This is a genomic window from Paenibacillus sp. NPDC056579, from assembly GCF_042793215.1.
GTDB lineage: Bacteria > Bacillota > Bacilli > Paenibacillales > NBRC-103111 > Paenibacillus_S.
On sequence record NZ_JBHTVD010000049.1, the window covers coordinates 1 to 1,254 of the forward strand.

The window sequence follows — 1,254 nt, forward strand, 5'->3', positions numbered from 1 at the left end:
GTCCGAGACTGAGTCTATACTGGCTTTTGGTTCAATGAATGGCACCCCATTGCCGAGAACGGATCGTCGGTGCATTAGAACGTATTGTGAAAGAACAAGGCATTTCTGCCTTCAAACTGCACGGCCAGACACAGGCGGCAGGCTTTTATGAAAAGCTCGGCTATCAGACTGCATCAGAAGAATTTATGCTGGACGGCATTCCGCATGTGCTGATGACAAAACAAGACGATTCTGCGCTATAGATTGTTCACAAATTTGTCACTTATGAGCATGAACAGTTCATTGGTATACTAATCACCGATTATGAAGAGAAGGAATGATTGTATGCCAGCAAATAAAAAAGAGAGTCTTATATTTGGCGTGATGATGTGTTTTGGAATGGTCTGCGTCATGTCGATTTACAATACCATCATCAACGGAGCCATCCACGATTTTTCACTGATGACGGTTTTTGAAATGGTCATCGGTTTTATGGTCGCCCTCCTGTTAGATTTACTGTTAGTGGGCCCCCTCGCCAAGAAGATTGCATTCCGCATGCCGTTCGACAAGACTAAAAAAATTTATGTCATCCTTGCCATGTCAACTTGTATGGTGATTGGCATGGTACTTTGTATGTCTGTGTTCGGTTTAGTGACAGCGGTTCTAGCAAATGGGCTGAACGGGGACAGCCTCTTCAGTGCTTATCTTATGATTGTGTTGAAAAATTTCATCCTGGCCTATCCATTGCAATTACTGATTATGGGCCCATTAGTCAGAGGGATTTTCATGAAATTTGTAAAACCAAAGCTCACAGCCACAATTTAAATAGAATAGGAGTGAGCCTGACACTCACTCCTTTTGCTCATGAATCGAATGTATAACAAGCTCCGCAAAAGCCTCTGCGGCAGGCAGCTGCCATTTTTTCTTTTTGGGTGTGAGTAAATCGGATCGAGAGCTGCACCATGCTGAAGAATTTTCAGCTTATGTTTTTCACTTCCATTAATCCCTATACCTTACCACATAGTTTTTATACAATTCTTCGTTATAAAGAATTTCTTCGCCATGTGAAGAGCAAATGAGCGTTGGTTTGATTTGATCTATGATTGAGCCGCTATCGATGTTCTCATTTATATCAACACTGAATCTTCTTATAGGTGGGTGTAAATCCTTCTTACTTGTGATAAAAAGGTCGCCCGTTAATAGCGTACGATCAATTTTATGATAATACACGACATGCCCCGGCGAATGGCCAGGTGTTAAATAGTATTTCAGAGG

2 protein-coding genes and 2 pseudogenes are annotated in these 1,254 nt (G+C 41.9%); 2 read left to right on the plus strand and 2 right to left on the minus strand.

Annotated elements, in window-relative coordinates; genetic code table 11:
- Nucleotides 1-62 precede the first annotated feature (62 nt).
- Together ACFQ88_RS39710 and ACFQ88_RS39715 are read left to right on the plus strand one after the other, a co-directional pair.
- Nucleotides 63-242 (plus strand): annotated as a pseudogene (locus ACFQ88_RS39710) (GNAT family N-acetyltransferase); the annotation flags it as partial.
- Nucleotides 243-324: 82 nt separating this feature from the next.
- Nucleotides 325-804 carry a DUF2798 domain-containing protein gene (locus ACFQ88_RS39715; protein ID WP_017695803.1) on the plus strand — a complete coding sequence of 160 codons (480 nt, stop codon included), beginning with the start codon at nt 325-327 and terminating at the stop codon, nt 802-804.
- 24 nt (nt 805-828) lie between these two features.
- Here ACFQ88_RS39715 and ACFQ88_RS39720 read toward each other — a convergent pair.
- Together ACFQ88_RS39720 and ACFQ88_RS39725 are read right to left on the minus strand one after the other, a co-directional pair.
- Nucleotides 829-971, minus strand: a pseudogene (locus ACFQ88_RS39720) (LysR family transcriptional regulator); the annotation flags it as partial.
- A 7-nt stretch (nt 972-978) separates the two neighbouring features.
- On the minus strand, nt 979-1,254 hold a 276-nt coding region (locus ACFQ88_RS39725; RefSeq protein WP_379463449.1), incomplete at its 5' end, for an MBL fold metallo-hydrolase.